A 25,305-nucleotide genomic window follows, 5' to 3' on the forward strand; every position below is an offset into this window, starting at 1 on the left:
AGGTGATATCGAAAAATATCGTTCCTTTAGATATAGCTCACATTAGTTCTGTTTTACCCATCTTTTTGTAGTGACATGCCCTTCTGACTCTACAGAAATATAGTACAGTCCATCATGTAATTCGCTTAAATCAAAGTCACCAGACTGTGTATTTAAGTCATAATTTGAGAGATGCTGCCCTGTAGAATTGAGTATATTGACCTTGGCAGTAGAAGCCTCATTTCGTTGAATAGTCAGCTTCCCACGAGATGGATTAGGGTATACCTCAAATGATTCCAAGTGCTCTTCTGTGGCCAGGAAAAGTTTACCCTGATAGCAGAAATTATAATCTGTAAAATAGTAATCGTCTTCAGCGTAAACCCGAATAGCATCATGTGAAATATCATAGTTGCCGGCCTTAACTAAATCATCAGTTCCATCATAAGAATGTCTGTAAACGAAGTTTAAACGAGGATCCAATAATTCTCCTCCTTCCACATATATAATCTGATTATAACGATCTATCAAAAGAGAATTTTGACTTAAGTCTGAGCTACTAATATCATATAAAGTGCTATTCATGTTCTTAATTCCCTCAGCCTTCACCTCACCTAACCGCTCCGCTTCATTTTGACTTACAGGATAGTTTCTGATTTGCAAAGCACTAAGAAACATCTCCGCCGTTTCATCATCATTATCCGCAAACAGATGAAAGCCTTGCTTATTCCCACCAGGAAAATTATTAATCAGTGACCACCTATTACCTTCTATTTCATTTGAACCCACATATTCGCCATTGATATACTTGACAATGGTTTCACGAGTTACTGAGAAAATTAAGCGATTCCACTCACCTACATTTAACGGTCCATGGTAGTCATTATTGATACCAACATCCCCTTCCGGGTCAATAAACAAATCGCCATCATTAAAATTCTCTGGGTTGGTTTGGATTAAACTTACCCATTTACCCACCGCCGATTGAGGGTAGAAAATGTCCATAATGAGTGTATAGTCATAATGAAGATCCGCATAGCCTGTTGGTGTAAAGTTGGTATAAACCATGAGACCATTGCCGGGTCTTAAAGCCGGCACAGCCATAACGTTCACATCCTGGTTTTCAATTTGAGGAAGCCCAAAAGAACTTGATGAGGATATAGTATAACTTTGCTCAGCAAATGAATCGTCAAAATTGAAAGAAAGCATTTGGGACCCAACTCCTACGCCATAAGTAGTTCCGTTTTCAAAATTCCAGTTACCCGTAGTTCTGCCCGGTATGGGAGTTTTGATAGGCATACCTTCACAATACATTCGTGACATTTCCCATGGTAAATCGGTTTCTATTCCATCTACCCCTACATCTGCAATTTTCTTGAATTGCTCAGAATCATTAGTGGTAAATACCCATAATTCTATGCCCCGGACATGTAATAGATCACGTAGCTTTTGGAATTCAGGCGTGTTATTTAATGCCGTTTCAAAAAAGATTTCAACTGCCTGACAATCATTTTCCGCTAGTTCCTTTATCGACAATTCATTGCCAGTTCTCTCGGATTCAGGTAGCATTTCTTCCAATACAATCCAGCTGCCAAAAAACACAAAAGGAGTTTGAGGACATAGGCTCTTAAACTCTTCTATTTCCTCTCGTTTGCCCATGGCTGGGCAAAAACGTATTGGACTCACACCAGTGCTCTGAAGAGCCTGAGCGTATAATTCAGGATGAAATCCTTTGGTATCTAGGTAGAGTTGAGCGTCATATTGCTCTGCAAGCAATAGGCCATCTTCAATAGGCGTAACTGGTGTACCGGCAAAGGCTTCATCTTTCCAGGTACCATAATCCAGCTGACTTATTTCTTCAAAGGTGGACCGTTCTATAAAATTTTGACCATTGGAGGTACGATGCATGGTCGGCTGATCATGAAAAAGCACCAGACGACCGTCTTGAGTGCTGTTTACATCTACCTCTGCCAGCTTTATTCCCAGTTTAAAGGCCTCTTCTAAGGCAAGAAGCGTGTTTTCAGGAAAATAATGCGAATACCCTCTATGGGCAATAGCCTTCACTCCACACCGACTAAAATCGGTCTGATTCCAATCACATATCTGCCCAAATGAACTCAGGCTTATGAAAATTAGGCCCCAAAAGAAATTGTTTTTTAAAAGCACGTTTTACTCTTCTGTACTACTCAACAATTGCTTTTAGAGCCCAAAGAATAATGCCAGATTGCGTCTTCTTGAGGAGAAGTTATCGAGCGGTACTATTCTCCTTTTTGAAGGCTAATACCAGTCATACTGCGTGGTTTGAATCCTTTCATTTCGGTACCGTCTTCAGGAGTAACAAAGAATTCGCTTGTGTCTTTAGCTTTAAGACGGGCATCCAGAAAAGCAGTAATAAAATGCTGATTGATATTGTTGATTTTACGCATATCCCAGCTAGGCTCAGCGTAACGGTAGTATTCATCAAAATGCAAACCAGGCTGTAATGTGGCCGCTGGAGGCGGATTTGGTGCTACATTATGTCGAGCATTGGCGTAGGTCAAAAGGTATCTTTCGGCATTTATCGCTTCATCAAAAATGGCTTTGATACCTTTTTCATAACCAGAGATATCATCTTTATCTCCTGCTATAAATAAAGTTGGAGTCTGTAGTCCTTTTATGCTTTCGGCACTCCACACCATGCGTTCTTTGCCCCATGGAGCCATTGCCACCACAGCCTTTAAACCTTCTGGCACAGCCTTTAAATTCTCATTTCCTTCTACCAAAGGGGATAATAAGTCCGTACCACCTGAGAACTGTTTAAAACCCTGATTAAACATTTTACTGTATGCTCCTCCTGCCACATTTAACACTCCGTAGCCGCCCATGGAGTAGCCAATAATGGCAAGGTTCTCTTTGTCTATTCTTTCCTTTAGAAAAGCAGCCTCTCCTACAGTTTCTTTCATTTGCTCCAGAACAAAACGTATGTCTGGCGAGCGATTAATTAAGGTACTTGTAAAACTGGCAGCATCTCTAAAAGTAGACTCTTTATGATCTATAGCCGCCACCACATAGCCCTTAGAGGCTAGGTTTTCTGTAAGGTAAGTCATGAGATATCTTGAACCCACATACCCATGTGAAACCACCACCAGGGGATAATTACCTGTTGAAACCTTCGCATCACGTGCAGCTCTTCCTTGAAAAGTGAAAGGTATCAATGGACGTTTCTCGTCACCGTTTGTCCCCATTACCTCTTGATAGGTAACGAGTTCCGTTTGACCCTCCATAAGTTCGGCAGGATACCATACCTCTACAGTGAGGTCACGATCATATAGTGGAGCCACTCCTTCTTTGGCATTTAATATATCTGGCTGGTTTTTGTGGATGAACTGAATGGTTCTCACTCCTACTTTATGCGGCCCTCTGGCAGCCAGCTCCGGTGCATCAGGTAAAGCATCGCCAGTAAGAAACTCCTGAGCAAATAATAAGTTTACGCTCATCAGCAAGATGAGTGTTTTCAATAGGGTTTTCATAGGTAATTAGTAAAGGTTGATGTTATTATTTCAATGCATTAAAGTTGGCGATTTTTTGGGAAATATTTGAACCCTGGATAGGAGTTCTTTAAGACAAGATTTCAATATTACTCTCAAGAGATTAGGATGTCTGGTTGAACGGAGTCGAAACCCTCTACACGAAGAATAGTCATATAACTAACTCACGGCAGACTGTTCTCGACTACGCTCGAACTGACACAGAGAAAAACATAAAGTATGTCCGGTTGAGCGGAGTCGAAACCTTTCTACGAAGTATATTCATCAAACTTTCTCACAGCAGACCGTTCTCGGCTACGCCCTTAGATTAGCAAATGAAAACAGTTTGAGTAGTTAGGATAACTTTATGACGGTAAATCGTCAGGCCAAACGGACCGAAACCCTCCCCTTGAGGTAAAAACAGAATCTAACATTAAAATCTACGCCCACATACCAAATGAACATTTGTTCATTTACACAAATAGCTTATTTTTGTAATATGAGTAGATTAAGTGTTGAAATTACCCCGCAACAGCATCGTCAAATTAAGGCCTTGGCCGTTCTGCAAGGAAAGTCCATTAAAGACTACATCCTCGAAAAGCTGTTTACTCTTGAAGAGGAAGAGCAAGTGGCCTGGAACGAACTGGAAAACTTATTAACTAAAAGAATCAAATCGGCTGAATCTGAGCCACTTTCTTCTAAAACTATTCAAGAGATCGCTGATGAGGTTGTAAGCGAATAATTCCAGCGAAATGTCCACACACTATAAATTAACCAAGTAGGCTGAGAAAGACTGGAAGGCTATTCGTCAAAATATTCAGGAAGGAAATCTGGAAATTGAGTTATACAATCTCAAAAACGACCCTGAAGAGCTCCATAATCTGGCTAATGATGAACCTGAATTAGTGAGACAAATGGAAGAACTGTTTCGCCGTACCCACCATCAATCTGCCCTCACCAAATTCAGGATGAAAGCTTTGGGTGACGATCTTTGATCTTTTTTACCTAATTACACGATGCCCTTGCCTTTGCGGGCTCACTAAATTTGTCATTTAAAACCTAACCTAAAAAGATCATGAAACTAAGGTTTACTTTTTTTGCAGTATTGCTATGTCAAATAGCAGCGGCACAGATCACATTTTCACCTGAGGAGGAAAAGATTGGGGTTAATAAAACGGCTGGCGTCAACACCTCGGGTAATAAGCCTTTTTGGCTAGGCACCGGCAATTATCCTCTTATCCATCTGGATTCCAGTCAAAATCATAAAGTGGGTATCGGGGTTGGCTATAAATCAGGGCCTGGAATCACTTCTCCCTACACTTTTTCTGAGCATGCCAAGCTACATATTCGTCATGAAGGCGGACCGGGAAGTAGTTTGCAAAGTCAAAAAGGCCCTCACCTGTTGCTGGATGAGGCAACTGCAAATGGAGCGGCCTCGATCCGCTTCAGACAGTCCACCTTGGAAAACTCAGGGCCAGCAGGTGGAGAAACGCTGGTTCCTGGAAGCCGATACTGGGATTTGAGAGGTTTTGCAAATGGAGCAAATACCGATGAAGATGAATTCCGGCTGATCAATTCAGGATCGGATCGAGATATACTAAATATCAGGGGCAGTGGAAAGTTTACGTTAACAGGAAAGGGGTTCACCATGATGGAAATCAAGGCACCAACGACCATGCCTTTAGCCACTCTCGAATTTGGCACGGTAGATTCTTTAAATTCAGGAAGGATCATGCACTTCACAGACGCCGGGCTTATGCAATTTCAAACCAATAACCAAGTTGGATTGGCTTTAGAGGATGGATATGCCAAAATTGGAAGCGACTCTGAAGCACCAAAGATTAAAACCTGGCTTGGGACAGCTACAATTGCAGACACTACCGGCTATCTTACTGATTTCGTGGGTCTTCCGGCAAACCCCGATAAAATTCTAGATATATCGGTTATGCTTTCTTATAGTACAATCGGTAGCTTAACCTATGCTCAAAAGTATTACGATATAAAAATATATTTCCGCAATGAAGTAACGATTGGAGCGGCACCGCAGGAGCACGTTGGAAAAACTGTTAAAATCTATGTTACTTACACAGAGTAGTTAACTGTTTACTTCTTGAACCGATCCAATTTCATTCGAATTTTGATTAACTTGTCCTTCAAATGTTATCTCTAAAAAAATCCACTATACTTCTCTCTTTTCTATTCAATTCCTGCGAAATATGGGAGGGTATCCCTGAAGAAGTTAGAGATTTTGCCCTTGAAGTAGAAGGCCATTATGAAGCCCGGCAGATCAAATTTTCTCAAGGCCTGGTTCGAGAATTTTTACCAAGCGACAAAAATGAATATTTCCACTTTATTAATATGGATATCTATCGAATTGATACCAACCTTGTGGAGGTGCAGCTCTTCTTTGATGAGTTTTCAGGAAAGGAGAATTCAATAGATACTCTGGAAATCATTCGAAAAAGAAATGTTGATTTGCTACAATTTAATGGGAATCAGGACTATCAACTTGAAATGTATTTCGAGTATTCTATGAGATCCATGGAACTGGCCTTTTATCATCCATCACTTTTCTTCCAGTCTGATGTCGTCATTGCTGAAATGAATAGAAAATGATGCTGGTTTGCTCGTTTTAAGAGGCTCTTAGTTCAAATCTCTGGTTGAGCAAAGTCAAAACCTTATTCTCAACTCAAAAGCTCTTAACTTTTCTTAATTCCTTAATGTTTCACGATTTCGGGAATTCCAAACATTCAAACATGAAGGGATTTAGATTATTAAGATTTTAACCGAGTCTCAGGTTAAGCGAAGTCATAACCCTCTTCTTTGCTTGAAGATTTTTGGCTATCTAATAAGTTTTAAATCATTAGGGCATTAAGAATTTAAATTAAATCTGATTTGCCCATCTTCATTTTTGAGTATATCCCTCTCAATTAATGTATTGATGTGAATATTTAGATTATCCTCAGATATATAATTGAATCTATCTTCGTTTTTCAAATCATCTAAAGCAAATGGCTTATCCTGAAAAAGATCTAATAGAGTTGACAAGATTAAGTTTTGGACCTCCATTGGAGTTGAATAATAAATTTCGACAGGGTGAACCTTGAATTCTTGACGTCTCTTTTCCATCTTGTAGAATTTTACATAAGGATTTTGAGCCTTTAAAATGGTTATTAATATCTCTCTAGTTGCGGAATCCATTTTTGAACCAAAATAAATCCCAGTTAAAGCCTTTTGATCATATCTAAATTTAGTACCCGCCTTTTTATGCAGTAGCCTCCACTCCCTTTCTCTTTCCCACACTTGATGTTTGGTTGCCAAAAAAGTTTCAATAAAGTTATCATCATAAATTTGCTCATTTTCGATATCCAATAAACTCGAAGGGTTAAAAACAGGAGCTTCATTCACGTATCTAACCTTTTTTAGATCATTAAATGGATCAAAACTAGTATCGAATTCCAAACAAAGCCCTTTGTGACCTTGAGAATAATACGCCCACATTAAAATATCATTATTTATTTCAGTAAAACATGACACTCCATGTTCATGCACCATTTCATTTTGAAAGCTATTTAAAGTCCTCTCTACAGTTTTCTGAGACGTGATAGTGACCTTTTTGATTTCTTGTTTGTTTAATTCTTTGAAATTAGACTCATCTTCCAATGCCGATGTTAATTGCAAAATATATTCACTTTTGCCCGATGCATTTTTATTACCTTTATCAACAGAATTATCATAAAGTAAGCTGAAATATAAGATTAATTCAGGTTTAGATATTTCAAAGTTTAAAAGCCTTCGTGTTAATCCTATCAATTCAGAATTTTTCATGGCTTTTCCATGAAGGTTACTTAACAATTCAATTGAAAGCTCATCATATTTTACAGTATGAAGGCAATCATATGGGTCATTAAAGTTAAGTGGAGAGTTAAAGTAAATCTCAGAATTTTTAAGGTTTTGTAAAGAATATTCATTGAAACTTTGGTACTGATAAATCCTATTCGGAAGTCTTGTTGTCATTTTTGCTAATTTTTAATGTGCCTCCAACCAATTCTCGCCAATCCCCATCCCAGTATCAATTTTCACCTTCATAGGGATGGCGTTCACCATTAGTCGATGTACATTTTCCTGAAGAACTTCCAGTTCGTCTTTATGTGCATCAAAAATCAATTCATCATGCACCTGAAGAAGCATTTTGGATTTTAGCTTTTCGGTCTTCATCCATTTGTCAATATTGATCATAGCCACCTTGATCATATCTGCTGCAGATCCTTGAATTGGAGCATTGATAGCATTTCGTTCAGCAAAACCACGGTTAGTTTGATTTCTGGAATTGATATCTCGCAGATATCTTCTTCTTCCTAAGATGGTCTCGGCATATTCATGTTCACGGGCTTTGGTTACACACTCGTCCATATACGCTTTAACACGAGGAAACTGCTCAAAGTAATTGTCAATAATTTCTTTCGCCTCTGAACGGGCAATACCTAGTCTCTGAGCCAAACCAAAAGCCGAAATTCCATAAATAATCCCAAAATTGACCATTTTGGACTTTCTACGCATATCTGAGGTGACATCTTCCAGAGCCACACCAAACACCTTAGAGGCTGTTGTACTGTGAATATCAACATCATTATTAAAGGCATTCACCATGGACTCATCCTCGCTGAAGGCCGCCATGATTCTTAATTCTATTTGACTGTAGTCAGCAGAGAAAATCTTAAATTCTTCACTTCTGGGAATAAACGCCTTTCTTATCTCTCTACCCCTCTCTGTTCTAATCGGGATATTTTGCAGATTCGGGTTATTTGAACTCAATCTACCCGTAGCAGCTACTGCCTGATTATAAGACGTATGAATATGACCAGTTCGTTTATTAACCAGAGCTGGCAGTGCATCTACATAAGTGCTTTTGAGTTTACTCAGCTCTCTGTAATCTAAAATCTTACGGGCTATGGCATGCTCATTTTCATACTTAGTCAAAATATCTTCTCCTGTAGCATACTGACCAGAAGGCGTTTTCTTTGGTTTAAGATCAATCTTCATATGATCAAAAAGCACCTCGCCCAGCTGTTTTGGTGAGCCTACATTAAACTCTGTGCCAGCTATCTCAAAAATCTCTTTTTGCGTAGTAACAATATCTTTCTGTAAGGTCTCAGAAAGCTCATAAAGGGAATGTACATCCACATTTATACCCTCCATTTCCATATCAGAGAGAACATGAACCAGAGGCACCTCTACTTCATCTAAAAGCTTACGCTGACCACGTTCCTGAAGTTCTGCGTCTAATTTATGTTTGAGCTGAAGCGTAATATCTGCATCTTCAGAAGCATATTCCGTGATCTGCTCTAAGGGCACATCACGCATACTTCCCTGCTTTTTCCCTTTTTGCCCAATCAGCTTTTCAATAGAGACAGGCGAATAATTGAGGTATTGGTCTGCCAAAGCATCCATACCGTGTCGTTGATCCGGCTCCAATAAATAGTGAGCGAGCATGGTGTCGTATTGAGGGCCCGCCACACGTATTCCATAGGTTTTAAGTACAGAAACGTCATATTTCAGGTTTTGAGCAATCTTCCCAACTTTGTCATCCTCAAAAAGCTCTTTGAATTCATCGACTATCGCCTGTGCTTCTTCGCGATTGGCTGGAGTTGGCACATAATAGGCTTCACCAGGTACATAGCTGAAAGATAAACCTACCAATTCAGCATCAAAGGCATCCAGGTCGGTGGTTTCTGTATCAAAACAAAACTCATCCTGTGCCTTTAAATACTTGATCAGCTCAGCTCGCTTCTCTTTGGTATCCATGCAGTAGTATCGATGATCTTTTGTTTCAATGGTTTGAACCACCGCTGGTAGGCTACTTGCATCTGCCGGACCAGCAGATGAACCTCCACCAAATAAGTCCATCTGAGAAGTTGAACCCGTGCTTTTCTTTTTAGGAGTAGCAGCTTTTGCTGTGCTTTGTTCAGGTTCTGAAGCAGCGGCCTCAGGTAGCATTCTTCTTTTGAGAGTTCTGAACTCCATTTCATCAAGAAACTCACCCAATTCTTCTTTCGAGTACTCCTCTACTTTAAGTCGTTCTTCGTCAAAAGCAATCGGCACGTTGATATCTATTCTGGCCAATTCTTTTGAAAGTATGGCCGACTCTTTACCAGCCCTCACCTTCTCTCCTATTTTTCCTTTGATCTCATCAGCATTCTCTATCAGACCTTCTACACTCCCGTATGCTTTAAGATATTTTAAGGCAGTCTTTTCTCCTACTCCGGGGATCCCCGGAATGTTATCCACCTTATCACCCATGAGACCCAGCATATCTACTACCTGATCTATATGATCAATGCCCCATTTAGCTTTTACCTCTTCAATACCCTGCTTCTCTATCGCATTTCCCATAAAAGCCGGCTTATATAGGAAAATATGCTCTTCTACCAGCTGCCCATAATCTTTATCAGGCGTGTACATATAGACCTCAAAGTCCTCTCTGGCAGCTTTTTTGGCAATAGTACCAATGATATCATCTGCCTCGTAGCCATCCAACTCCAATAGCTCCACATTCATGGCCTTTGCCAGTCTTTTCACCAAAGGAATTGCCACACCGATATCTTCGGGCATAGCCTCTCTGTTGGCCTTATATTCCGGAAAACGGACATGCCTGAAAGTGGGTGCCTTGGTATCAAACACAATGGCAATATGAGATGGATTCTCTTTTCTAAAGACCTCCAAAAGGGTATTGGTAAAACCAAAAACAGCTGAAGTATTGAGTCCTGTGGTAGTGATTCTGGGATTTTTGATAAACGCAAAATGTGCTCTGTAGATAAGGGCCATTGCATCAAGCAAAAACAATTTCTTTGAAGGCATCAGGGTTGTAATTTGATGAATAATAAGTTTTCAATATTCGTTAATTTTACGGTGTATTAAAACCGAAAACACAGATAATGATCAAAAAAGCGGCATTCCTATTCCTACTTTTTTCCACAAATCTTTTTGCACAGCAAATCACCTCAGAAAACTATCAGGCCAGAGATGAGACCGAATTGGTGGAATTTGAGTTTGTGCTGCCGCCAAAGGCTTACGACTTCAATACCTCAGACTTACTTGTCAAATGGCACGTCATTATGTTTGATTTACTGGAACAATCCACGGGCTACACGCCTAATGTAGCGGGTAGAACCATGGCCTATGTGAATCTGGCGGCTTATGAAGCCATGTTACCAGGTAATGAAGATTATCAAAGCCTTTCTGGTCAAATTCAGGAATACAACAGACCCGAAGATTATGATATTGGCAGTAGCTTTTTTAATGATGCCACGGCAGTGAATAATGCTGTCTTTTCAATGGTAGACAGAATGTTTGCAACGGCACCCTATGTCTGGATGGAGAAAGTGCACGCCTTTAAAGACTCGGTAAATGGAGTATTGGAATCTCAATTAGACTTAGTTACCTATCAAAAATCAAAAAACTACGGTCTGGCCATTGCAGATTTAATTTATGAATATTCTAAAACAGACGGTGGTCATCAATCATATATCAGAAGTTATGAGATGGAATACAGATTGCCGGATTGCGAGGCCTGTTTTGAAATACACCGCCAAGCTGATTTAGAAAACACCGGCCCGCTTCACCCAAAATGGATCACTAACCGAACTTTCCTGAAAGAGAATAATACAGATTTTGGAATAGAGCCAAAGGTACCTTTCTCTAAATACCCGGGATCACCTTTCTATAAAATGGCAATGGAAGTTTATGAGGAGTCAAAAACGGTGAACCCCAACAATAAGAAGTATGTAATCGCCAATTTCTGGGATGATGCAGCAGGATTTACCTATACCGCACCCGGACATTCATACGCCTTACTAACAATGGTATTAAGAGAGCAAAACCTCTCTCTTGCAAAAGCTGCAGAACTATACACCAGACTAGGTATAGCGGTCAATGATGCTATCATTTGTTCATGGAAAGGGAAATATAAGCATAATCTGATCAGACCAGTAGCGTACATTAATCGCTATATAGACTCTGCTTGGGAGCCCAAACTTTTAACTCCACCCTTCCCTGAATTTCCTTCAGGGCACTCGGTGCAGTCGGCTGCTATGGCAGAGGTTTTGACGGCCACTGTAGGAGATAATCAAGCCATTACTGATTACTCAAAATTTTGGGTGGGCGAACCACGTAAATTCAGCTCGTTTTGGGAAGCGGCAGACGAAGTGAGCATTTCCAGATTATATGGTGGTATTCACTTCAGAGATGCCCTGGATCAAGGTCAAGATATGGGAAGGCTGGTAGGTCAAAACGTCATGAAACACCTTCAGTTTAAAAAATAATCAACGTTCTTTTACGAACTCTAAAACCTTCTGCCAGTCCTTCTGATAGAAGGTTTTTATTTGCTCTTTCTGTTCTTTTGAGACAAAAGCACCTGACTTTAACCAGGCTTTAGGAATGAACGGAGTTAGGTAAATCACAAGGTATCTGATTAAATCTACTCGTAAACGATAAATCCTGTTTCTCAGCTCATTTTTATAAGGCTTTTGACGTGCAATATTGACATACTTCATAGCCAATTGCAAGGCCTTCAATTGTCTTTCCTTATACGATTTATGAACCGGACTTAAATCTAATTCCTCTTCATTAAAGGGCTCACCAAGGTAATCAGCTATTCTTCTCAAGAAGGCTTTGGGATCACTTATGAGATCTGGATGTAATAAATAAAGAGGTGGCGTTTTTGTTAGCTTCTCTAACAACTCAATTTTCGGAAAGTAATAGAGTTCATTAGGCTCAAAGACTGATTCACCCTTGGCCGACCAAAATTGTTCTAGAGTCAGGTTAAAACCATTTTTAATTATACGTTTATAATGAGAAATCACCCAACCACTGATAGGCCGCATCACCATGATAATTTTGGCATTTGGAAATGCACTTAGAAAATCACGCACTTCTACCTCAAAATGGCTATTGAGGTTCAGTTCCATGGAGACCAGGTAACGCGAATGCTCTTTTCTCAGAATAATTTCTTTGGCATCAGCATATCTATCTTTATTGATAAAATGGACCGACTTATACTTCGGAAAAATCCTTTTCTGTAGGAACTTTGTACCCGTACGTTCCACACCTACATGAAAGTAGATTTCGGTGTCAGAAAGGTCAGTTTGCTTTAATTTTTGAGTTATTTCCGGCGATATGTCACGTGGTTTGCCGTACTCAATCATACTTCACTCTTGGGAGAACAAGCTCTAGCAGGCGTTCCAATGCCTCTTCTTCACTAATTTGCGAGGTATCCAACTCCAATACAGGATTTTGCGGTGCTTCATAAGGTGAATCAATGCCTGTAAAGTTTTTGATTTTACCCTCACGTACTTTTTTATACAATCCCTTTACATCTCTTCTTTCGCAAACCTCCAGAGGCGTGCTGATGTACACCTCCGCAAAATCATCTTCTCCAATTATAGACTTCGCCAATTCACGCCCTTTTATGGTAGGACTAATAAACGAATTTATGACAATCATACCGCTGTTTAGATAAAGCTTTGAGACTTCACCCACACGTCTGATATTTTCGTCTCGATCAGCCTTTGAGAAGGTAAGATTTTGGTTTAAGCCACCCCTTATATTGTCGCCATCCAACATTTGAGCTTTATAACCCAGCTCAAAGAGTCGACGCTCCAAAGCTATCCCTAAAGTACTTTTACCAGAACCAGATAGGCCGGTTAACCAGATCACAAGTCCTCTTTGCTTTAAAAGCGACTCACGTTCTTCACGAGTGAGCATCTGGTCAAAAACGGGTGTAATATTCGTTGACATAAAAAAAGCCGGAGTGTTAAGTCCGGCTCTAAATTACTTAATTAAGCTGAAGAGTCTACGCCATCTGATCTTATTGAGAAGGTTTCCTTCTGCGTCTAAAGACATCCAGATGAACACCGCTTTTCCAACAACATGATCCTCAGGCACAAAGCCCCAGAAACGGCTATCATCAGACTCATAACGGTTATCTCCCATCATGAAATAATAATTCTGCTTAAAGGTGTATTCAGTGATCGGCTGGCCATCGATATAAACTTTACCATCCTTCACCTCTGCATCGTCATTATGGTCAAACGTGGTGATCACACCCTTGTACAATGCGAAGTTTAACTCATTGGTTAAATCTACGGTCATTCCTTCTTTAGGAATAGTTACCGGACCAAAGTTATCTCTGTTCCAGTTTACCAGATCAGGTCTGTAAGGGAATGACTTATAAGGAGTCAACGAGTCATCAGCAGCGATGATATCCGGGTAGATATTACTTACAAAATCAAGACCTTGTAAGTTACTGACTGCAGATTCTGTGGCGTTGATCGCATAATAGTATTTACCATCCTGACTCCCCTGTCCTCTTTCACTTACATCGTATTTTTTCCAAAGATTCGGATTAATGGAAGTACTACTTTCTAAGGTATACCATTTCTGCATACCTTCTGGGTTTTCCATGGCTACGTCATTCACATAAACCTGAGCATCTTTAACACTTATCACATCTCCGCCGATACCAATACATCTTTTGATATAGTTGGTTCTAAGATCTACAGGGTATTTGTCAAATCCACCAAACTGATCTGGTCTCTCAGGACAGCCCGGGTAATTAAAAACCACCACATCTCCATTCTTTACATCTGTAAAACCTGGCAATCTGAAATATGGCAGCTGAATAGCATCAGAATAGGATGGTACCTCTGTAAACCAGATTTTCTGGTGGGTTAATGGTACCTGAAGCGGCGTCATGGGTGTACGCGTACCATAATGAACCTTACTTACAAAAAGGAAATCATTCACCAGTAAACTCTTTTCCATTGAGCCTGTAGGGATAGTGTATGCTTCCAGAAATAACCATCTGATTAAAGTGGCTGCTACTACAGCAAAAAGTACGGAGTCGAACCACTCACGAATCGGCCCTTTCTTTTTCTTCTCTTTATTCTGTGCCATTGGCAAATCTAATTTTTGGCGAAACTAATTCAATTTATTTAATAATGCTCCTAAAAATGGTAGGAAGGGTATTTTTCAATGATCAAAAACCCAGCATCTGATCCATACTCAAAATACCTTTTTTGTCAGCCGCCCATTCTGCAGCTATGACAGCTCCCAGAGCAAAACCCTGACGACTTTTGGCTTCATGCCTGATCTCGATTTCATCAACACCAGAGATGTATTTTATGCTATGCGTACCCGGCACTGTACCTTCTCTGCTACTCCAGATGGGTACTTCATTTTCTTTGGCAATGGCTTGGTTTACCCAAGTGTCTTTTCCTTCAATACCTTCCATTATCCCCTCTGCCAGAGTAATGGCAGTACCGCTTGGTGAATCGAGCTTTTCAGTATGGTGTATTTCATTGGTGCTTACCTCGTACTGGTTTTGACCATTCATCAGTTTAGCCAGCTGCTTATTTAATTGAAAGAACAGATTGACCCCGATACTGTAATTACTGGCGTAAAAGAAAGCCGCATCATTTGCTTTGCAAAGCTCCTCTATTTCAGCTCTTTTATCTAACCAGCCGGTAGTTCCTGAAACTGTTTTAAGTCCTTTAGACATACAGTATTTCAGATTATCGTATGCTGATGATGGAGCACTGAATTCAATGACCACATCAGTATTTTCAGTTGATATTTTTTCTCGATCTTCTTTATTGGCCACGTCAATTTTGAAGGAGATTTCATGACCTCTGTCAAGAGCAATTTGCTCAATGACTTTCCCCATTTTACCGTAACCTAATAATGCTATTTTCATTAAACTATTATTTAAAGTGCAATCCTAAACTTATACCTGCCGCCTGAGAACCAAAGGTCTGAGGCCCGGCGGGTTCTATTCTGAATGAAATATCCTCACTCATATCAAAGGTCTTCAAATGGGCTGCTACATTGGCTTCTAACGCAAAGAACAACCACCCGGCCGCAAAACCGATATAAGAAGCATCACGCCATCTACGGTACTGGTTTTTCGCCGATTCAAAGGTATTGGAGTTAAATGCTCCAATTATTTCATTATCCGCCACATCTACCTGTCTGGCAATAAAATATGGTGTTTCCACACCTTCTACCTCCCCTTCTTTTCTGTCCAGTACGTATTTATTATTCTCTTCATCAAGAATGTAAAGGGTTCCGTTGGTCCCGTCATTTGACACATAAAATGAAGATGTTGAAATGGCATTGGCAGATAGCAACTCATCTCCTTCATAAAAAGCCAGATTTCTACTGATAAATGTGGCCCTCTCATAATGCCCCAAATACTTCTGATACTGCTGTCCATTTGACCGTATCCCGAAATACCAGCCTGCACCGGCCGCTCCATAGACTATGCCTACCTTCCAAAAATCACGATTGGTAATTTGTCCCCATCCAGGTAATAAAAGAGATCTGATGAGAGACACCTGTGGTTTTTGAAGAGCTGTATAAGGTCTCAAGCCAAAGACTCTTCCCATGGTTTTGCCGAACGATTTGGTGGTGTCTTTCGGTGCTTTTTGCTCTGCAATGACATCCTCTACCTTACTTACCAAAGAATCGGCTTCAGCCTGCCCAAAGGAAGTAAAAGCTACAAAAAGTGAAAAATATAGGAGGATAATGGCTCTCATTAAGCTGATAAACGAATCAGAACGAGTGAACGTCTACTTTTTAAGTCTATTTAACAGAGCATCCAGCTCCTCTTTACTTTTGAAAGGAATCTTTATTTCTCCTTTGCTTTTGGCATTTGCCTTTACCAAAACCTTGGTTCCAAACCAGCCCGCCAGTCTTTCCTGAAGATCAAGCATCTCCATTTTTACTTCAGACTCCTTTTTCTGTGTCGGCTTAGCTTCTCCACCATTTTGAATGGCTCTTACCTGTTCCTCCACCTTACGTACAGAAAGCTGCTCAGAAACCGTTTTCTTATAAAGCTTAAGCAAGGCCGCTTCATCTTCAAGACCTAAAAGAGCTCTGGCATGGCCCATACCTATCAGATTTTCTTTCAAACCCTCCTGAACTTCGGCAGGCAGCTTTAAAAGTCTCAGGTAATTATTAACTGTAGATCGTTTCTTCCCTACGCGTTCGCCCAATTCTTCCTGCTTCAAGTCACACTCCTGCATAAGCCTCTGATAACTCAATGCTATTTCCAAAGCATTCAGATTTTCACGCTGTATATTCTCGATAAGAGCCATTTCCAGCATCTGCTGCTCATCGGCAGTTCTTACGTAAGCAGGAATTCGCTTTAGATTAGCCAGTTTAGATGCTTGTAACCTTCTTTCTCCAGAGATCAATTGATATTTACCATTCTCCAACTGTCGAACCGTAATGGGCTGAATAAGACCCTGAGTACGAATGGAGTTAGAAAGCTCCTGGAGTGCTTCTTCATCAAAATGTGTACGCGGCTGAAAAGGATTCACTTCAATAGCATCAATAGGCAGCTGGGAAGAAACTTCATCGGTCACCAACTTCTTCTCTACTACTTCCTCTTTATCAGGCAACAAAGTGCCTAGTCCTTTTCCTAATCCTTTTCTTTTCTTCATTTTCAGCTACTTATAATAAATGGTTGGCAACTTTCAGATATGTTACGCCAGCTCTTTGGGTTAACTCGCTCATCACAAACTTCACAAAATCTTTCTGCTTTGCCAGATAAAAATTCCGTTGAATCGGAGGTAAAACCTTTTCACCAAAGTTGTACTTCAGCTGATCCAGCAGCTCAGTGCTATGTTTAGATCCCGGTTTTAACATAACGGGTAAAAAACCTTTTACCTCCATTTTGGTCTGATCTACTTTCCTTAAAAAGGCTGGTAAAGTATTCATTCCAAAATATTCACACTCCACCGGTACAATCAGCTCTGCTCTACCCTTAAAAGCCTCCATCACCTCCGTGACTTTATGAATGGGGCAGTCTATCAATACTTTGTCAAATGGCGAAAGACTTTCCTCTGTGATTTCACCAGCGTTCTGATAGGTTAGAAAAGTGTTCAATGTTATTCTACCTTTCTGCCCTTTGGCACATAACTCACTTAGCCAGCCACCTTGCTGTACGTCAATCAAAAGTGTCCTTTGCGTAAGCGTGGCAAAACAAATAGCCAGATTTACACTAGAGGTACTCTTACCCGACTGTCTGGAGTTATTGGCGATGATGTAGACTTTTCCCATTTCCTAATTCAGTCGCAAAGTTGAGTTAATTCTGGGTCAAAGACAAAAGATGTTCCACGAAAAAACTGCCATGTTCCACAAAAAAATATGTGACCATACAAAAGGCAATTCGTAACAAAGACAAAGCATTTAAAACAAAAAACTAACATCATAACTCAAATTAAATCAAACATGGACTACGTAGAAAAAATCACCTCAATGGCCATTGAATATGCTCCTCAGGTTATTGGAGCTATCATTGCCCTACTATTAGGATTTTGGATTATCGGACTTATCACCAGTAGGTTAGATAAAGTTCTGGATAGATCAAAAGTGGATCAAAATGTTAGACCATTTTTAAAGTCTCTGGTCAATGTTGGCTTAAAAGTCATGCTTCTTTTGGCTGTGGCCAGCATGTTCGGTATTGAGACGACATCTTTTGTGGCTATTTTCGGGGCATTAGCTTTTGCCATCGGCATGGCCTTACAGGGTTCTTTGGGTCATTTTGCCAGTGGCGTTCTACTGCTGATATTCAAACCATATAAAGTGGGCGACCTGGTGGAAATAGGCGGTGGAAAAGTTGGAGCCGTTAAAGAAATTCAAATTTTCAATACCGTTTTAGAGACGCTGGATAACAAAAGAATAATTGTTCCTAACGGGCTAGTGACCAACGACGTGATCACAAACATCTCCGGTCAGGGCACCATAGGTGTGGAATTAACCTTTGGCATCGGATACCCGGATGACATCGATAAAGCCAAAGAAATCATCTTGGCAGTAGGTAAAAAATGTGAGTGGATTTTAGACGCTCCAGCTCAAGGTGTGGTGGTTAGTGAGTTGGCCGATAGCTCAGTAAACCTTGCGACCAGACCTTTTGTTAAAAGTGAACATTACTGGCCTACATACTTTTATATGCAAGAGAACGTGAAGAAAGAATTTGATAAAGCAGGAGTAGGAATACCATTCCCACAGATGGACGTTCACTTGTTCAATCAGAAGAATTAAGAAATTCTCGAGATAAAATCGCTCGGCGTAGGAAGATAGGTGCTGTATTTATTTAGAGCATCTATTTTTTTGCCCGAATACCAGATTTCAGTACCTGTTTCTTTGACAAATTCCTTAATGTTATTCACGGTCTCTTCAGGTGGCTCTATAATGAACATGGTCATGAGACGTTTTGCACCTGATATTTCCACCACAGTTTTCAGATTCTCTACAGGCACCTTTCTACTGAGGTATACGCATTTGAAGTTTCTCAGCTTTGCCAAATAACAACTCAGTAATAGACCAATTTCATGTTCCTCTTCATCTAATAAGGCAAATATGATCGGGTCTTTCTCTCCTTGAGGCATTTCTTGCAGTTCAGCATTTAAACGCTGAGCAATCAGGTGACTCACAAAATGTTCTTGAGCTGGTAGTGATCTTCCTGCCGTCCAGAGCATTCCTAAGTACTCTAAGAAAGGATAAATCAAGAATAAGAAGGTCGCTTCAAAGCCAGAGGCTTTCATTTCTTTGTCTAAAATGGCATTAATCTTCTCTTCGTCTAAGGTTAATGTGGCAGAAGCCAATAATCTGATCAACTCCTGAAAAGGTTGCTCCTGCAATGAGGTCAACTCCAAAACTTTATCGGCCATTTCATCTTGACCAAGTTTTGCCACAGCAGAAATACGCATTCCGTTATTAAGGAGGAAAGCGGTATTAATAAATAAAACCAGCTGATCATCAGTGTAGTATCGAATATTCGACTCTGATCTTGCCGGTATTCCAAACTGGTATCTACGTTCCCAAACACGAAGTGAATGAGGGTTTAGACCCGTTAATTTTTCGATCTCAGAAATGCTATATCTTCTCATTTTTGAAAACTATTGAACTTTCATGTTTTGACATTAGTTACAAGTACATCTAACATTTGTCTAAGAATCAACTCGACAAATTTAGACAAAAATAAATTAACAAAAAAGACTATGAAAAAACTTAAAGCATTTCGTTCCGTTTCACTCCTTTTGGCCCTAGGCTCAGCTTTTTTATTTGCCTCTTGCGATAAAGAAGATGAACCCACACCTGTAGAAGAGAAGGATACAATCGCCGTTCTGGCCCAAAACACGGCAGACCTTTCAACCCTGGTCACCGCGTTACAAACAGCAGACCTAGTAAACACATTTAATGGTCCGGGTCCTTTCACCGTTTTTGCACCAACAAATGAAGCTTTTAATAAAATGGACCCTGCCACCTTAAACACTATACTTGGTAATCAGGCCTTACTAACCAGGTTGCTTCAGTATCATGTAGTAAGCGGAAACGTGATGTCTGGCGATTTATCCTCAGGTGCAGTAACTACCCTTGAAGGCTCATCTATAGATGTAGACGTGACTTCAGGAGTAGTGTTAAATGGCAGTTCTAATGTAATTTCAGCTGACATTGAGGCATCAAACGGCGTGGTTCACCTCATAGATGAGGTTCTCATGCCAGATGACTTTTATGCACAGACCATTACCCAAATAGCGGTGTCAAACCCTGATTTCAGCATTTTGGCAAGCATACTCTCTCAGCCAGAAATGAGTGATCTTTTGGCTGCAGCTTCGGATCCTACCTCGTCCTTAACTGTTTTTGCTCCTACAAATGATGCTTTCGCCTCATTATTAGCAACATTATCCACTCTTGGAATAAATGATATCAGCGAGCTGCCGGATGGCCTATTGAAAGAGATAGTGCAATATCATATTATTGGCTCTGCGGTTCTCTCATCAGATTTAAGTAATGGTGATGTAGCTACACTTCTTACTAATGAAAGTGTAACTATTGACCTAACTGACGGTGTTAAAGTGAATAATGCCAATGTGGTTTTAGCTGATGTAAATGCTGTAAATGGTGTTGTACATGCCGTTGATCAGGTCCTTCTTCCTTCATTCATTACCAATTCATTGGGAACAGTAGCACAGGATTTAGTCCTTGGTAAACAATTTAGAACATTGTCTCTTGCCTTACGTAAGGCTAATCTGTTAAGCGTGGTTAGCTCTACTCCTAATCTGACGATATTCGCTCCTACCAACGATGCCTTTACAAAAGCAGGCATTACTTCTCTAGATGGTTTGGATGCTGAGGCATTGACTCCTATTCTTACTTATCATGTTCTAGGTGCTAAAGTTACGTCAAATCAATTACCAGCATCCGGAATTGCAGAGACCTTAAATGGTGAAAATATTTATCTGGGCTATTTAGGTTCAGGCGGTGTTCTGATCAACGGAATGACTACTATCACTGCCGTTGATAATGAAGATGGCTCAGGTGTAATTCATGAAATTGATAATGTCTTGATGCCTCCGGCACCAGATGTGGTAGACATTGCGGCTGCTATGAGTACTGGTGAAACTCCAGAGTTTACAGTATTAGTGAGTATTCTTACTGCAGCAGAATACGCACCAGTATTAGACGCTTTAAAGGCTGGTGAAAATTTAACAGTATTTGCACCTACAGATGCAGCCTTTGCAGAGATAGCCGAGGTTATTCCAACATTGAGTGTTGAGCAGATCACTTCAATTCTTCAGTATCATGTTTTAGGAGCACGAGTGTTCAGCACAGACCTCTCTGATGGCCTTGAAGCAACTACACTTAACGGTCAAACTTTTACTGTAAATCTGGGTTCGTCAGTAACAATTACTGACCAGTCTGGTGGAAGAGACGCAAACGTACTCGAAACCAATGTACATGGTAAAAACGGTGTCATTCATGTAATTGACAAAGTAATTTTACCAACGTTATAATCATTTAGGGTGGCCCTTCGGGGTCACCTTTTTTAATTCAAAAAAGCATGTTTAATCTATTCAAATCTAAAGCAGAGAAGCTTCGTGACAAACACAAGAAACTACTGGAGCAGGCCTTTCAATTATCCAAATCTGACAGATCAAAATCTGACAATCTTTATGCTCAGGCGGAAGAATTGATGAAAGAAATAGAGGCCTTAGAAATCAAGTAGAATTCCTTATTTTTGGAAAAATACTTTACCTGACCCTATGCAAAAAAAATCTTTTGCCTTCATTGGAGGAACGCTCATATTGGCACTTGGCCTCACCTATTACTTAGGTCCTAAACCTCAAAAACCAAATCTGGAAAAGACCTATGAATTTGATTTACCAAATGATTTGGTTCAACTTGAAAAAAGCATTTTAGAATCCGAGCAACAAGTAGAAGGACTGAAGGATGGCAATGGAGCTGAGATTGTTTGGGCAGACAGCATTCCTCGAAAAACAGAATATGCAATTGTTTACATTCACGGCTTCTCAGCTTCACATGTAGAGGGTGACCCTGTTCATGAGAATTTGGCAAAAAAATACCACGCAAACCTTTACAAAGCACGTATGGCAGAGCATGGGATAGATTTAGGTGATGAAACGATGGCTAACCTCACTACAGATAAATACCTGGAGTCAGCAGAAAAAGCCTTAGCTATCGGACGAAAAATTGGTGATAAAGTAATTATCCTTGCGACCTCTGCCGGAGGGGCATTATCTCTTCAACTTGCTTCAAAACATGATGACATCGAGGCCATGGTTCTCTACTCTCCTTGTATTGAGATTTATGATAAGAATGCGGCACTTCTAGATGATCCTTGGGGTCTAAAAATGGGACAAATGGTTCAAGGAAAACCATTCAATGATATTGTGCCTGCCAATGAGAACCAACCACCTTACTGGGCCATGCACTATCGTTTAGAGGCGTTGGTGGCTCTTCAAAATTTACTAACCCATGCCATGACGCCAGAAACTTTCCAGAAGGTGACTTGTCCGGTTTTTGTAGGATATTATTACGAAGACGAAGAACATCAGGATAAAGTCGTTTCTGTTCCTGCTATTCTGGAAATGTTTGAGCAACTTGGATCTGAGAAAAAGATCAAAAAAGTCTTTCCGGAAGCCAAAAATCATGTTTTAGCCTCCTGGGTGCTTTCATCTGATGTAGTAGGAGTTCAAGCGGAAACCGAGAAATTCTTGGACAGCATTATTCTTTAATAACCTTAAAGAAGTGCCAAACTCGGCTTTTGTCCATCAGTTTTAGAACGTATACGCCATTTGAGAGACTTCTTAGGTCAATAATATCAGCCGAGATGGGCAGTGTAGTTTGTTTACCATCCAAAGAAACAGCTGTAGCTCTCAGGTAGTTTTTATCAATGCTCACTCGAAGGAAGTCCTGAGTGGGATTAGGGTATATTGAAATATCTTTCCCTTGATTCTCAGCACTTAGAACTTTTTCAACGGTTAGGTTTAAATCTCCCGATGCCGAACATCCGTTTTCGTCAGTTACCACCACCGAATATATTCCACTTTCAGTAGCACTTACATTAGATAGCGAAGGATTCTGCATGGTAGAAACAAATCCGTTTGGCCCACTCCATGAATAAGATGAACCGCCACTTGCACCTAATTGTACAGTAGAACCTTCATTCACATTACCACCTCCTGAAGTAGTCACTACTATTTCTGGTACTTCTATTCGCACTTCTCCCTTTTCGCTAGTCATACACCCTTCTTTGGTACATGATGCTTGATAAGTTGTAGAACTTACTGGTGAAACTAAAATTTCAGAAGTAGTTTCTCCACCCTCCCATAGCAAAGCACCAGCTGAACAGAACCCACTTAAAGTGATCGTTTCATCAGTTTCGGCACATTTTGAAGGGGCTGAACTCGATAGTTCCGGAGCTTTGAGACTTATAATTTCTATCGATTGCCCCTCCGAAGTCTTACCTTCTTCATTTTCAAAAAATAAGGAATATACCCCATCTGAAGACGGCAGAGGCAAATCAAAGCCTCCTTCCACCTTTTCCAGCTGAACAGTCTCACCATCCATTTCTAAAAAAGCAGTTAGGTTAGAGCTTTCGGAAACTTTGATGGTCTCACCAGCACAATACAGTGATTTTTCAAGATCAACCGACAACTTCTGTTCTAAACCAAACTCACCTTCAGGGCTAATGTATGATGTATACAAATCATATTCTTCTACATTGATATCATCATTCTTACTTCCAGAGTACAAAGCAATGACTCCACCACTTTTATGCGGAATTAAACGGAAATTGCTCCACCATTTGAAATCTGTTAGTTGAAGACCAAATTCGCCAAAAAACTGATTGCCATTGGCATCCAGATGCTGAATTGACATATCAAAACCAACAGCTTTAGACGTAAACCACATTACATAGCATCCGCCATTTCCATCCGGAGCAAACTTATGCGGCGTAAAATAACTTTTGCCGGGTTGAGTTTTGAAAACTGGCTTTTGCCATAAGACATTCCCCTGTGCATCCACACCGGCGGCCATCATTTTAGTTTCAGTGAGGTTGGGCTCTATCCAGGCCATGATGCCGCCACCGTTCTTGTTTGGGCCACTATGTATATCGTATGCGTTATCTGTACCTAAAACAACTCCACCACTTTTCCATTCATTTTTTAGCTCAGCATTAAGTTTTTGAGCAATAACCCTGTTCTTTCCTCCTCCGGAAAGAGTTCGTCCAATTACTGATAACTCTTGATTTGCATAAAATTCATCTATTCTTGAATCACCGCTGAAAGGATTATTAAATACCTCCGTGCTACCAATTATCTCATTACCATTTACAGAATAGGCCTTAGCTTTAAAATCAGCACTACCGGCACTCTTAATCAGAGCTTTGAAACTACCAGTTGATTTATCAAATACCACTTTGGAGCCTACAGAAGCACCTAAATCTATTGCTCTTCTGGAAAAGGAAGATAGGTCTTGGGGTATGGTATATTGAACTATTGCATCAGACCCGTTTACTTGAGGCTCATTGCAAATAAGCAACAAATTTCCTTCACTATCCTGGCCAAGGGAAAGCACCGCATTATTTACATCAGAATTGATAATGCTTGACGCCAGAATAATTCCTTCCTCACTGACAGGCTTTCCCGATTGATCAATGCGATTAATTCTGAGATTTTTAATATTATTTTGAGAAGGGTTAATTACCTCATGCCAGACAACAGCCAAACCACCATCTGTAAGTGGAAAAATTGCCTTGGCACATAAGGTCAAATTATTACCAGAAATCACCTTGCCTACTCTAAGACCTCCTTTTGAGAAACTTTCTTCACCGAACTGATTTAACTTTTGAATGTAAATCTCTCCATTTCCTGATCTGAAGTCTGTCCATGTGTAATATGTATTACCGGCGTCATCATAAGAAAAGTTGACATCAAACTCGGTATTTTCTCCAGCCTGCAAAATGACTTTTTCGCTCGCTGTCCATTGACCAAAACTCAAGAACGAAAGGCAAATAAATACAGCAGTAAGACTATTTCTCATTAGAAGGAAGGAAAGCGTAAATGATTAGAAAAATGGTATTGATAAACAGACCGAGCGACTCACGCCCCAGTTCTATATTTATGGTTTTCATGCCCATTTCATTGAGCATCACCCCCTCCCACTCATCAGGAAAAAGAGTAACACCCCACAAAAAGTAAATGAAAGCCGGAATCAAAAAGACCAACGAAGAGTCTGAGTATTTCATTTTGCGATATCCTAAAAAAGCTACCAACAGATAAAGTGGTATCCAAATGAGCGGATCCGGGTCATTCCATTGAAAAAATGCAAATAGAAGCATCAAGGCTACTGTAAACAGAAGAAAAGCATTTCTAACTTTCATGGTTATTGGTTTTGCAGGTCTTTTAAAAGGAGTTTTCTTTGGGCGTTAATTCTAACACACTAAACACAA

Annotated in this window: 22 protein-coding genes; 8 read left to right on the plus strand and 14 right to left on the minus strand. The window is 40.2% G+C overall.

All coding sequences use genetic code 11. The annotated features are described in order from the left end of the window. Positions 1-42: 42 nt before the first annotated feature. Positions 43-2,040: a glycerophosphodiester phosphodiesterase family protein gene (locus ACUXV0_RS04520; protein WP_446191877.1), complete on the minus strand. Its 1,998-nt coding sequence runs from the start codon at positions 2,038-2,040 to the stop codon at positions 43-45. Positions 2,041-2,234: 194 nt separating this feature from the next. Continuing rightward, positions 2,235-3,485, minus strand: coding sequence for an alpha/beta hydrolase family protein (locus ACUXV0_RS04525; protein WP_446191878.1), 1,251 nt, complete (start codon positions 3,483-3,485; stop codon positions 2,235-2,237). A 496-nt stretch (positions 3,486-3,981) separates the two neighbouring features. On the opposite strand from ACUXV0_RS04525, the gene ACUXV0_RS04530 reads away from it, so the two are divergent. The 3 genes from ACUXV0_RS04530 to ACUXV0_RS04540 all read left to right on the plus strand — a co-directional run bounded on the left by ACUXV0_RS04530 (position 3,982) and on the right by ACUXV0_RS04540 (position 6,098). Beyond that, positions 3,982-4,224 carry a hypothetical protein gene (locus ACUXV0_RS04530; protein WP_446191879.1) on the plus strand — a complete coding sequence of 81 codons (243 nt, stop codon included), beginning with the start codon at positions 3,982-3,984 and terminating at the stop codon, positions 4,222-4,224. Between the two features lie 333 nt (positions 4,225-4,557). After that, on the plus strand, positions 4,558-5,577 hold the full coding sequence (locus tag ACUXV0_RS04535) for a hypothetical protein (protein WP_446191880.1): 1,020 nt from the start codon (positions 4,558-4,560) through the stop codon (positions 5,575-5,577). Positions 5,578-5,639: 62 nt separating this feature from the next. Continuing rightward, positions 5,640-6,098, plus strand: a complete 459-nt coding sequence (locus ACUXV0_RS04540) for a hypothetical protein (RefSeq protein ID WP_446191881.1) — start codon at positions 5,640-5,642, stop codon at positions 6,096-6,098. 255 nt (positions 6,099-6,353) lie between these two features. Here the strand turns inward: ACUXV0_RS04540 and ACUXV0_RS04545 are convergent, their stop codons facing one another. Together ACUXV0_RS04545 and polA are read right to left on the minus strand one after the other, a co-directional pair. After that, positions 6,354-7,499 carry a DUF2971 domain-containing protein gene (locus ACUXV0_RS04545; protein ID WP_446191882.1) on the minus strand — a complete coding sequence of 382 codons (1,146 nt, stop codon included), beginning with the start codon at positions 7,497-7,499 and terminating at the stop codon, positions 6,354-6,356. Between the two features lie 12 nt (positions 7,500-7,511). Next, positions 7,512-10,340 carry a DNA polymerase I gene (gene polA / locus ACUXV0_RS04550; RefSeq protein ID WP_446191883.1) on the minus strand — a complete coding sequence of 943 codons (2,829 nt, stop codon included), beginning with the start codon at positions 10,338-10,340 and terminating at the stop codon, positions 7,512-7,514. Between the two features lie 77 nt (positions 10,341-10,417). Here polA and ACUXV0_RS04555 point away from each other — a divergent pair, with 77 nt between their 5' ends. Continuing rightward, entirely contained in the window at positions 10,418-11,803 is a 1,386-nt protein-coding gene (locus ACUXV0_RS04555) for a vanadium-dependent haloperoxidase (RefSeq protein WP_446191884.1), read from the plus strand. On the opposite strand, the gene ACUXV0_RS04560 is transcribed toward ACUXV0_RS04555, so the two are convergent. The 7 genes from ACUXV0_RS04560 to ACUXV0_RS04590 form a co-directional block, all read right to left on the minus strand. Further along, on the minus strand, positions 11,804-12,685 hold the full coding sequence (locus tag ACUXV0_RS04560) for a sulfotransferase domain-containing protein (protein ID WP_446191885.1): 882 nt from the start codon (positions 12,683-12,685) through the stop codon (positions 11,804-11,806). Continuing rightward, on the minus strand, positions 12,678-13,277 hold the full coding sequence (cysC, locus tag ACUXV0_RS04565; protein ID WP_446191886.1) for an adenylyl-sulfate kinase: 600 nt from the start codon (positions 13,275-13,277) through the stop codon (positions 12,678-12,680). The genes ACUXV0_RS04560 and cysC overlap by 8 nt, the downstream gene beginning before the upstream one ends. Before the next feature lie 33 nt (positions 13,278-13,310). Beyond that, positions 13,311-14,435 carry a signal peptidase I gene (gene lepB, locus ACUXV0_RS04570; protein ID WP_446191887.1) on the minus strand — a complete coding sequence of 375 codons (1,125 nt, stop codon included), beginning with the start codon at positions 14,433-14,435 and terminating at the stop codon, positions 13,311-13,313. Positions 14,436-14,517: 82 nt separating this feature from the next. Next, the gene (gene dapB, locus ACUXV0_RS04575) at positions 14,518-15,234 is read right to left on the minus strand and encodes a 4-hydroxy-tetrahydrodipicolinate reductase (RefSeq protein ID WP_446191888.1); all 717 of its coding nucleotides are present in this window, start codon (positions 15,232-15,234) and stop codon (positions 14,518-14,520) included. 7 nt (positions 15,235-15,241) lie between these two features. Further along, on the minus strand, positions 15,242-16,075 hold the full coding sequence (locus ACUXV0_RS04580) for a DUF5683 domain-containing protein (RefSeq protein WP_446191889.1): 834 nt from the start codon (positions 16,073-16,075) through the stop codon (positions 15,242-15,244). Between the two features lie 33 nt (positions 16,076-16,108). Beyond that, entirely contained in the window at positions 16,109-16,984 is an 876-nt protein-coding gene (locus ACUXV0_RS04585) for a ParB/RepB/Spo0J family partition protein (protein ID WP_446191890.1), read from the minus strand. A 10-nt stretch (positions 16,985-16,994) separates the two neighbouring features. Further along, complete coding sequence (locus ACUXV0_RS04590) at positions 16,995-17,603, minus strand: ParA family protein (RefSeq protein WP_446191891.1); 609 nt, start codon at positions 17,601-17,603, stop codon at positions 16,995-16,997. Between the two features lie 171 nt (positions 17,604-17,774). Here ACUXV0_RS04590 and ACUXV0_RS04595 point away from each other — a divergent pair, with 171 nt between their 5' ends. Next, on the plus strand, positions 17,775-18,587 hold the full coding sequence (locus ACUXV0_RS04595) for a mechanosensitive ion channel family protein (RefSeq protein ID WP_446191892.1): 813 nt from the start codon (positions 17,775-17,777) through the stop codon (positions 18,585-18,587). Here ACUXV0_RS04595 and ACUXV0_RS04600 read toward each other — a convergent pair. Beyond that, positions 18,584-19,435 carry a MerR family transcriptional regulator gene (locus tag ACUXV0_RS04600; RefSeq protein WP_446191893.1) on the minus strand — a complete coding sequence of 284 codons (852 nt, stop codon included), beginning with the start codon at positions 19,433-19,435 and terminating at the stop codon, positions 18,584-18,586. The genes ACUXV0_RS04595 and ACUXV0_RS04600 overlap by 4 nt on opposite strands. Positions 19,436-19,546: 111 nt before the next feature. On the opposite strand from ACUXV0_RS04600, the gene ACUXV0_RS04605 reads away from it, so the two are divergent. From ACUXV0_RS04605 to ACUXV0_RS04615, 3 genes are read left to right on the plus strand one after another with little or no spacing between them, the layout of a single operon-like run. Beyond that, entirely contained in the window at positions 19,547-21,343 is a 1,797-nt protein-coding gene (locus ACUXV0_RS04605) for a fasciclin domain-containing protein (RefSeq protein WP_446191894.1), read from the plus strand. 47 nt (positions 21,344-21,390) lie between these two features. After that, positions 21,391-21,555, plus strand: coding sequence for a Lacal_2735 family protein (locus ACUXV0_RS04610; protein ID WP_446191895.1), 165 nt, complete (start codon positions 21,391-21,393; stop codon positions 21,553-21,555). A gap of 37 nt (positions 21,556-21,592) precedes the next feature. After that, positions 21,593-22,585 (plus strand): alpha/beta hydrolase, encoded by a 993-nt coding sequence (locus tag ACUXV0_RS04615; protein WP_446191896.1) that lies wholly within the window; start codon positions 21,593-21,595, stop codon positions 22,583-22,585. On the opposite strand, the gene ACUXV0_RS04620 is transcribed toward ACUXV0_RS04615, so the two are convergent. Further along, positions 22,575-24,896: a T9SS type A sorting domain-containing protein gene (locus ACUXV0_RS04620; RefSeq protein WP_446191897.1), complete on the minus strand. Its 2,322-nt coding sequence runs from the start codon at positions 24,894-24,896 to the stop codon at positions 22,575-22,577. The two genes, ACUXV0_RS04615 and ACUXV0_RS04620, sit on opposite strands and share 11 nt — an antisense overlap. Continuing rightward, positions 24,886-25,236: a transmembrane 220 family protein gene (locus tag ACUXV0_RS04625; RefSeq protein WP_446191898.1), complete on the minus strand. Its 351-nt coding sequence runs from the start codon at positions 25,234-25,236 to the stop codon at positions 24,886-24,888. The genes ACUXV0_RS04620 and ACUXV0_RS04625 overlap by 11 nt, the downstream gene beginning before the upstream one ends. Positions 25,237-25,305: the final 69 nt, after the last annotated feature.

The organism is Jiulongibacter sp. NS-SX5, assembly GCF_052828545.1.

Coding starts and splice junctions, on each gene's coding strand:
- ACUXV0_RS04615 (WP_446191896.1), top strand. CDS start 21,593: ATGCAAAAAAAATCTTTTGCCTTCATTGGAGGAACGCTCATATTGGCA.
- ACUXV0_RS04525 (WP_446191878.1), bottom strand. CDS start 3,485: ATGAAAACCCTATTGAAAACACTCATCTTGCTGATGAGCGTAAACTTA.
- ACUXV0_RS04540 (WP_446191881.1), top strand. CDS start 5,640: ATGTTATCTCTAAAAAAATCCACTATACTTCTCTCTTTTCTATTCAAT.
- ACUXV0_RS04590 (WP_446191891.1), bottom strand. CDS start 17,603: ATGGGAAAAGTCTACATCATCGCCAATAACTCCAGACAGTCGGGTAAG.
- ACUXV0_RS04610 (WP_446191895.1), top strand. CDS start 21,391: ATGTTTAATCTATTCAAATCTAAAGCAGAGAAGCTTCGTGACAAACAC.
- polA (WP_446191883.1), bottom strand. CDS start 10,340: ATGCCTTCAAAGAAATTGTTTTTGCTTGATGCAATGGCCCTTATCTAC.
- ACUXV0_RS04600 (WP_446191893.1), bottom strand. CDS start 19,435: ATGAGAAGATATAGCATTTCTGAGATCGAAAAATTAACGGGTCTAAAC.
- ACUXV0_RS04620 (WP_446191897.1), bottom strand. CDS start 24,896: ATGAGAAATAGTCTTACTGCTGTATTTATTTGCCTTTCGTTCTTGAGT.
- ACUXV0_RS04560 (WP_446191885.1), bottom strand. CDS start 12,685: ATGATTGAGTACGGCAAACCACGTGACATATCGCCGGAAATAACTCAA.
- ACUXV0_RS04605 (WP_446191894.1), top strand. CDS start 19,547: ATGAAAAAACTTAAAGCATTTCGTTCCGTTTCACTCCTTTTGGCCCTA.
- ACUXV0_RS04530 (WP_446191879.1), top strand. CDS start 3,982: ATGAGTAGATTAAGTGTTGAAATTACCCCGCAACAGCATCGTCAAATT.
- cysC (WP_446191886.1), bottom strand. CDS start 13,277: ATGTCAACGAATATTACACCCGTTTTTGACCAGATGCTCACTCGTGAA.
- ACUXV0_RS04555 (WP_446191884.1), top strand. CDS start 10,418: ATGATCAAAAAAGCGGCATTCCTATTCCTACTTTTTTCCACAAATCTT.
- ACUXV0_RS04545 (WP_446191882.1), bottom strand. CDS start 7,499: ATGACAACAAGACTTCCGAATAGGATTTATCAGTACCAAAGTTTCAAT.
- ACUXV0_RS04580 (WP_446191889.1), bottom strand. CDS start 16,075: ATGAGAGCCATTATCCTCCTATATTTTTCACTTTTTGTAGCTTTTACT.
- ACUXV0_RS04625 (WP_446191898.1), bottom strand. CDS start 25,236: ATGAAAGTTAGAAATGCTTTTCTTCTGTTTACAGTAGCCTTGATGCTT.
- ACUXV0_RS04535 (WP_446191880.1), top strand. CDS start 4,558: ATGAAACTAAGGTTTACTTTTTTTGCAGTATTGCTATGTCAAATAGCA.
- lepB (WP_446191887.1), bottom strand. CDS start 14,435: ATGGCACAGAATAAAGAGAAGAAAAAGAAAGGGCCGATTCGTGAGTGG.
- ACUXV0_RS04595 (WP_446191892.1), top strand. CDS start 17,775: ATGGACTACGTAGAAAAAATCACCTCAATGGCCATTGAATATGCTCCT.
- ACUXV0_RS04585 (WP_446191890.1), bottom strand. CDS start 16,984: ATGAAGAAAAGAAAAGGATTAGGAAAAGGACTAGGCACTTTGTTGCCT.
- dapB (WP_446191888.1), bottom strand. CDS start 15,234: ATGAAAATAGCATTATTAGGTTACGGTAAAATGGGGAAAGTCATTGAG.